This is a genomic window from Streptomyces sp. NPDC053755, assembly GCF_040677675.1.
Taxonomy (GTDB): domain Bacteria; phylum Actinomycetota; class Actinomycetes; order Streptomycetales; family Streptomycetaceae; genus Streptomyces.
Genome location: NZ_JBFASK010000016.1, coordinates 150,572 through 156,651 on the forward strand (window position 1 = coordinate 150,572; position 6,080 = coordinate 156,651).

General features: G+C 75.4%; 6 protein-coding genes and 1 other RNA gene. 3 read left to right on the top strand and 4 right to left on the bottom strand.

The features are described 5' to 3' along the window. Nucleotides 1–29 precede the first annotated feature (29 nt). Both eda and yaaA read right to left on the bottom strand, forming a co-directional pair. Nucleotides 30–677, bottom strand: a complete 648-nt coding sequence (eda, locus tag AB0K65_RS17780; RefSeq protein ID WP_365717412.1) for a bifunctional 4-hydroxy-2-oxoglutarate aldolase/2-dehydro-3-deoxy-phosphogluconate aldolase — start codon at nt 675–677, stop codon at nt 30–32. A gap of 86 nt (nt 678–763) precedes the next feature. Continuing rightward, complete coding sequence (yaaA, locus tag AB0K65_RS17785; RefSeq protein ID WP_365717414.1) at nt 764–1,528, bottom strand: peroxide stress protein YaaA; 765 nt, start codon at nt 1,526–1,528, stop codon at nt 764–766. A 190-nt stretch (nt 1,529–1,718) separates the two neighbouring features. Between yaaA and AB0K65_RS17790 the strand changes: the two genes are divergently transcribed. Next, complete coding sequence (locus tag AB0K65_RS17790; RefSeq protein ID WP_365717416.1) at nt 1,719–3,161, top strand: RNB domain-containing ribonuclease; 1,443 nt, start codon at nt 1,719–1,721, stop codon at nt 3,159–3,161. Here AB0K65_RS17790 and AB0K65_RS17795 read toward each other — a convergent pair. Together AB0K65_RS17795 and AB0K65_RS17800 are read right to left on the bottom strand one after the other, a co-directional pair. Then, nucleotides 3,106–4,275, bottom strand: a complete 1,170-nt coding sequence (locus tag AB0K65_RS17795; RefSeq protein ID WP_365717418.1) for a hypothetical protein — start codon at nt 4,273–4,275, stop codon at nt 3,106–3,108. The genes AB0K65_RS17790 and AB0K65_RS17795 overlap by 56 nt on opposite strands. Beyond that, nucleotides 4,272–5,036, bottom strand: coding sequence for a MerR family transcriptional regulator (locus AB0K65_RS17800; RefSeq protein ID WP_365717420.1), 765 nt, complete (start codon nt 5,034–5,036; stop codon nt 4,272–4,274). The genes AB0K65_RS17795 and AB0K65_RS17800 overlap by 4 nt, the downstream gene beginning before the upstream one ends. A 77-nt stretch (nt 5,037–5,113) precedes the next feature. Here AB0K65_RS17800 and rnpB point away from each other — a divergent pair. Further along, nucleotides 5,114–5,514, top strand: an RNA gene (gene rnpB / locus AB0K65_RS17805) — RNase P RNA component class A. Between the two features lie 149 nt (nt 5,515–5,663). Then, nucleotides 5,664–5,987, top strand: coding sequence for a nuclear transport factor 2 family protein (locus AB0K65_RS17810; RefSeq protein WP_365717422.1), 324 nt, complete (start codon nt 5,664–5,666; stop codon nt 5,985–5,987). Nucleotides 5,988–6,080: the final 93 nt, after the last annotated feature.

A 6,080-nucleotide genomic window follows, 5' to 3' on the forward strand; every position in this document is an offset into this window, starting at 1 on the left:
TTCGCGCCGCCGCGCCCACGGGCGAGCGGTCAGGCCCTCGTGAGACCCGTTCCGCCCGCCGTGGGCGCCAGCCCGGCCGCCTCTCGTGCCAGGGACTCGACCCGGGCCCAGTCGCGGGCGGCGAGGGCGTCGCCCGGCAGCATCCACGAACCGCCGACACAGCCGACGTTCGGCAGGGCGAGGTAGGACGGGGCCGAGGCGAGCGAGATCCCGCCGGTGGGGCAGAAGCGGGCCCGGGGGAGCGGACCGGCGAGCGACTTCAGGTACGGAACGCCGCCCGCCGCTTCGGCCGGGAAGAACTTCATGTCGGTCACGCCCCGCTCCAGCAGGGCGACGACCTCCGACGTGGTCGAGACGCCCGGCAGGAACGGCATTCCCGACGCCCGCATCGCGTCCAGGAGGCCGTCCGTCCACCCCGGGCTCACCAGGAAGCACGCCCCGGCCGCCACTGCGTCCGCGACGCCGGAGGGAGAGATGACGGTGCCCGCGCCGACCACCGCCTCCGGGACCTCCGCGGCGATCGCGTGGATGGCGGCCGGTGCGGCGGGGGTCCGCAGGGTCACCTCGATCGCGGGCAGCCCGCCCGCGACCAGGGCGCGGGCGAGGGGCACGGCGTCGGCCGCGTCCTCGATCACGACGACGGGGACGACGGGGGCAAGGTCAAGCACGCTCGGCATGGCGCCCATCCTGACGGCGGTGAGCGTTCCACGCAACGAGCGTTGCATATGATGCAATGGGAGTCGAGTGCCGAGGGGACCGGCGGTCAGTGGACCTCGTCCACCAGCACGTCCAGGACGCCGGCCTTGCCCTCCTCCACGACATGGCCGAGGTCCCGCAGCGCCTCCACCAGCTCCTCCCGCCCCTTCGGCTCCGCCCCCGCCTCCAGCAGGCTCCGTACGATCCGGCCCTTCGTCGCCTTGTTGAAGTGGCTGACGACCTTCCGGGTCGGCGCGTGCAGCACCCGTACCGTCGCCGTCCGCGCCGCCACCTCGCCCTTGGGCTTCCACGCCGACACGTACGCCGACGAGCGCAGGTCCAGCACCGGCCCGTCCCCCGCCACCTCCGGCAGGACGGACGCCATCGCCCCGCGCCAGTGCGCGCCCAGCGCGCCCAGGCCCGGCAGCTTCACGCCCATCGAGCAGCGGTACGACGGAATCCGGTCGTCCACCCGGACCGCGCCCCACAGCCCGGAGATGACGAGCAGCGACCCCCGCGCCCGCTCGCGGGCGGCCGCGTCGAGCGAGGCCAGACCGAGCGCGTCGTACAGCACGCCCGTGTAGATCTCCCCGGCCGGGCGGGCACCCGCCGTCCGCAGCTCGGCGTTCTTGGCGACCTCGCCGCGCAGCCCCTCGCTCAGACCGAGCACCTCGCGCGCCTTCTCCTCGTCGGCCACGCACAGCTCGACCAGCTCGTCCATGACCGCCGCCCGCGCTCCGGCCAGGCCGGGCAGCGAGAGCGACTCCGGCTTGAGCGGCGCACCGCGGCCCGAGGAGGCCTTTCCTTCGGAGGGCGGCAACAGCACGAGCACGGCGGTTCTCCTTCGTACGTACGGGGGTGGGGGTGCGGCCCCGACTGTTCAGCCTACAAAGCCGGCGCCCCGCCCCCGACCGCCCGCGCCCCGCCCCCGACCGCCGCCGACCACGTGCGACCCGCCGCTCCCGGCGCGCGGCCCGGCCATCCGACGTGCCGGGCCCGGCCCCCGCCTCTAGGCTCGGTCCATGCCCCGCCGCCCCATTCACGTGACCGGCGCAGCCGAGGCTCCCTTGCGGGCCGCCCTGCGCGCACTCCGTACCGAGCCGGCGATCCCGCAGGCCTTCCCGCCCGCCGTCCTCGCCGAAGCCGAGGCCGCGGCGAAGGCCCCGAGACTTCCCGGGCACGACGCCACCGACCTCCCCTTCTTCACCCTCGACCCGCCGGCCTCCACCGATCTCGACCAGGCCATGCACCTGGCCCGCCGCGCCGACGGCGGCTACCGCGTCCACTACGCCATCGCCGACGTCGCCGCCTTCGTCACCCCCGGGTCGGCCCTCGACGCCGAGGCGCACCGCCGGGTCCTCACCCTCTACCTCCCCGACGGCAGGGTCCCCCTCCACCCGACCGTCCTCTCCGAGGGCGCCGCCAGCCTTCTGCCCGGAGAGACCCGCCCCGCGCTGCTGTGGCGGATCGACCTCGACGCCGAGGGCCGCCGCGTCGCCACCGACGTGCGCCGGGCCCTGGTCCGCAGCCGTGCCAAGCTGGACTACGCGGGCGTCCAGGCGCGGATCGACGCCGGCACGGCCGAGGAACCCGTCGCCCTCCTGCGCGAGATCGGCAGGCTCCGCGAGGCGCTGGAGACCGAGCGCGGCGGGATCTCCCTCAACGTCCCCGAGCAGGAGGTCGTCCTGCGGGACCACACCTACTCCCTGGAGTACCGCGCCCCGCTCCCCGCCGACGGGTGGAACGCCCAGATCTCCCTCCTCACCGGCATGGCCGCCGCCGACCTCATGACGGCCGCCGGCACCGGGATCCTGCGGACGCTGCCGACCGCCCCCGACGGCGCCGTGGCCCGGCTGCGCCGCTCCGCGCACGCCCTCGGGGTCGACTGGCCGCACCACGTCTCGTACGCGGACGTCGTCCGCTCCGTCGATCCCGCGAACCCGCGGCACGCCGCCTTCCTCCAGGAGTGCACCACCCTGCTGCGCGGGGCCGGCTACACCGTCTTCACCGACGGAGCCGTCCCGTCCCCGGCCGTCCACGCCGCCGTCGCCGACGAGTACACCCACTGCACCGCACCCCTGCGGCGGCTCGTCGACCGCTACGCGGGCGAGCTGTGCCTCGCCGCGGTGGCGGGCGAGGAGCCCCCGGCATGGGTGCGGGAGGCGCTCGACGCCCTGCCGGGCGAGATGGCGGAGGGCTCGCGGCGGGCCAACCGCGTCGAGCGCGAGACCGTCGACATCGTCGAGGCCGCGCTGATGAGCGGGCGCGTCGGCGAGGTCTTCGACGCCTACGTGATCGACGTGAAGGAGCGCGAGCCGGGCGTCGGCACCGTCCACCTGGACGACCCCGCGGTCGTCGCCGGGATCGAGGGCGGCGAGGCCCGGCTGCCGCTCGGCGAATGGCTCCGGGTCAGGCTGACCCAGGCCGATCCCGGGAGGGCGAAGGTGCTGTTCGCGCCCGCGTGACGGCCTCGAGGAAGGCGCGGGCGTCGTCCGCGTGACAGCGCACGACCCGCACCTGCCGGGGCGCGCCCAGGAAGCGGGGCACGTCGACCGGTTCGGTCAGCTCGAAGGTGAGGGAGGTCTGCGAGCCGACGGCGAGGTTCAGCTCCCCGTCCGTCTTCGCGTGCGAGAAGAGCAGCTCGTGACGGACGGCGGCGATGTTCTCCAGGGAGATCGTCAGGTCGACGTGCGCGGCCTGCCGCAGCCGGAGGACGCCGGGGGCGAGGACGTGCGGGCGGGTGACGGAAGCGGCGTGCAGACCGAGGACGAACAGCACCGTGTAGACGTCGAGCACGAGGACGACGGCGTGCGCCACCGGCCAGTCGACGAGCAGGTACGACATGCCGACGGTCTCGACGAGGCAGACGAACGCGAAGCCGTACAGGAGGGCGGCCTGGTCGCGCGCGTGCGGGAAGGCCCGCGCTCCGGCGGGGACGCCGTGCCGGCGCCGGGCCGTCCACAGCCCCAGGCTCACCATGAGCCGCAGCTCGTGTCCGGCGAGCCGGAGAACGGGCTCGGGCACCAGCTCGCCCCCGGCCTGGCGGGCGGAGAGCCCGCTGCGCCGGAGCCGTACGTACGCGCCCGCCGTCGCGGCGCCCAGCGCGAGGACGGCGACCTCGGTGCCCAGGAGGACGGGACCGGGCGGGCGCACCCCGGCGACGAGACAGACGGCGAGGAGCACCTCGGCGGGCAGCAGGGCGTACGCGACGGCCCGCAGGACCCGCGTCGAGCGGCTCCGCAGCGGACCGGACGGCCGGGAGGCCGGCGGACGGTCGTGCGTGGTGTCGCTGTCCGGGGGGCCGGCGACCGGGCCCCGCGGGATCGACGGGCGGTCCAGCGTGCTGCCGCGGGGCGTTGTGGGGAGAGGCTCGCGGTCCCGCGCCCCGGCGATCGGGTGCCCCGAGGGCGGCGGGTGGTCCTGGGCGTCGTGCTCCGGTGGTCCGGCGACCGGGTGCCGGGGGGACGGCTCGCGGTCCGGATCCCGGCCCGGCGGCCCCGGAGCAGGGAACTCCCCGGGACCCGAGCGCCGTCCGGGCGCGGTGGTGCCGGCGGTGCCGGGGTGCGGGGTGGAAGTCATCTCGTACGCTCCTGGACGAGGCGCAGCGCGTGGCGGACGGCGGCGGCCTGGGCGGGTGACATGTCGGCGAGGAAGGCGTCCGCGAAGCCGCCCTCGGGCAGCTCGGCGGTGCCGAGCCGGGCGACGACCTCGTCGGGCAGGCAGTCGGCGAGGGCCTGGGCCGCCCCCACCACCCGGGGGTCGTCCTCGGCGGCCTCGGCGAGCGCGTCGAGCCGTGCGTAGACGGCGTGGGCGCGCTCCAGCGCCCCCGGAGCCTCGGTCATGCTCCGCATGGCGCCGATGAGGCGGTCGCGCTCCCCTGCGGGCGCGACCGTGTCGAGCAGGGCGAGCAGCTCGCGGTCCTTCGCCGCCATCGGCGAGGCGGGGACCTCGCCCAGACCCGCGAAGAGTCCGGCCAGCTCCGCCGAGACGGGGCCCTCGGCGGTGAGCCGGCCGGCCCGTGCCTCTCCGAGCAGCTCGGCGAGGCGGGCCCGCCGCTCGCGGATCAGGGCCTCCTGCCGGCCGAGGTCCCGGTCCAGCTCCTCCAGGACCTCCACCAGCTCCCGCCCCTCGTCGTCGGCCAGCACGTCCCGCACCTCGTCGAGACCGAGCCCGAGTTCGGCGAGACGCCGGATCCTCGCGAGCAGCACGGCGTCGCGGATGCCGTACTTCCGGTAGCCGTTGCTCCGCCGTGCGGGCTCGGGCAGCAGCCCCAGCCGGTGATAGTGCCGCACGGCCCGTGGAGTGACCCCGACGAGCGCGGCGATCTCGCCGATGCGCATGAGCCCAGTACAAACCCTGACGCTGCGACAAGGTCAAGCCGGGCCGACACGGCGGGTAGCATGGTCGGCACGGCAGACGAGCCGGGCGGGCGGCCGCGTGGGGATCCTCGGATCCCCCCGAGGAACGTCCGGGCTCCACAGGGCAGGGTGGTGGCTAACGGCCACCCGGGGTGACCCGCGGGACAGTGCCACAGAAAACAGACCGCCGGGGACCTCGGTCCTCGGTAAGGGTGAAACGGTGGTGTAAGAGACCACCAGCGCCTGAGGCGACTCAGGCGGCTAGGTAAACCCCACCCGGAGCAAGGTCAAGAGGGGTCGTCCTCGGACGGCTCTGCGCGAACGATCGAGGGCTGCTCGCCCGAGTTCGCGGGTAGACCGCACGAGACCGGTGGCAACGCCGGTCCTAGATGGATGGCCGTCACCCCGACGACCGCGAGGTCCAGGGGTACAGAACCCGGCGTACAGCCCGACTCGTCTGCCCCTTCGGGGGATCCCGCCCCACAGAGCCTCCGACGGCTCACGCCCCGTGCCTCCGCTGGCCCAGGTGGCCCAGTCCGTCCTCCGCGCGTGCCGCGTCCCCGGCCCGGATCCGCCGTCACGGGTGCCGGCCGGTGTACGGGTAGGCCCATGACCATCCCCGTGGACAAGCTCAGCGACCCCGCCGTACGCGCCTTCGTGAGCGCGCTCAACGCCAACGACCAGGCCGCCTTCCAGGCCGCTCTGGCGCCCGGCGCCACCATGTCCGACGACGGGTCCGACCGCGACCTCGCCGAGTGGACGGAGAAGGAGATCTTCGCCTCGCGCGGACACATGGAGATCGAGTCCGTCAAGGAGGACGGACACGCCCTCGTCGCCCGGTTCCGCAACGACACCTGGGGCGAGATGCGCACCCGCTGGCGCTTCGTCGTCGAGAACGGGAAGATCATCCGCTTCGAGACCGGCCAGGCCTGAGGGCCCGGCCGGCGTCCGCCCGGAGGGCGCGGGCACGACGCTCCTGACGTGCCCCCGCCCCCCCCCCCCCCCCCCCCGCCCCCCCGGCCCGGG

Bases quoted from the DNA above. Each gene is read 5' to 3' on its own strand.
- AB0K65_RS17810 (WP_365717422.1), top strand. From the start codon at position 5,664: ATGACCATCCCCGTGGACAAGCTCAGCGACCCCGCCGTACGCGCCTTC.
- AB0K65_RS17795 (WP_365717418.1), bottom strand. From the start codon at position 4,275: ATGACTTCCACCCCGCACCCCGGCACCGCCGGCACCACCGCGCCCGGA.
- AB0K65_RS17800 (WP_365717420.1), bottom strand. From the start codon at position 5,036: ATGCGCATCGGCGAGATCGCCGCGCTCGTCGGGGTCACTCCACGGGCC.
- AB0K65_RS17790 (WP_365717416.1), top strand. From the start codon at position 1,719: ATGCCCCGCCGCCCCATTCACGTGACCGGCGCAGCCGAGGCTCCCTTG.
- eda (WP_365717412.1), bottom strand. From the start codon at position 677: ATGCCGAGCGTGCTTGACCTTGCCCCCGTCGTCCCCGTCGTCGTGATC.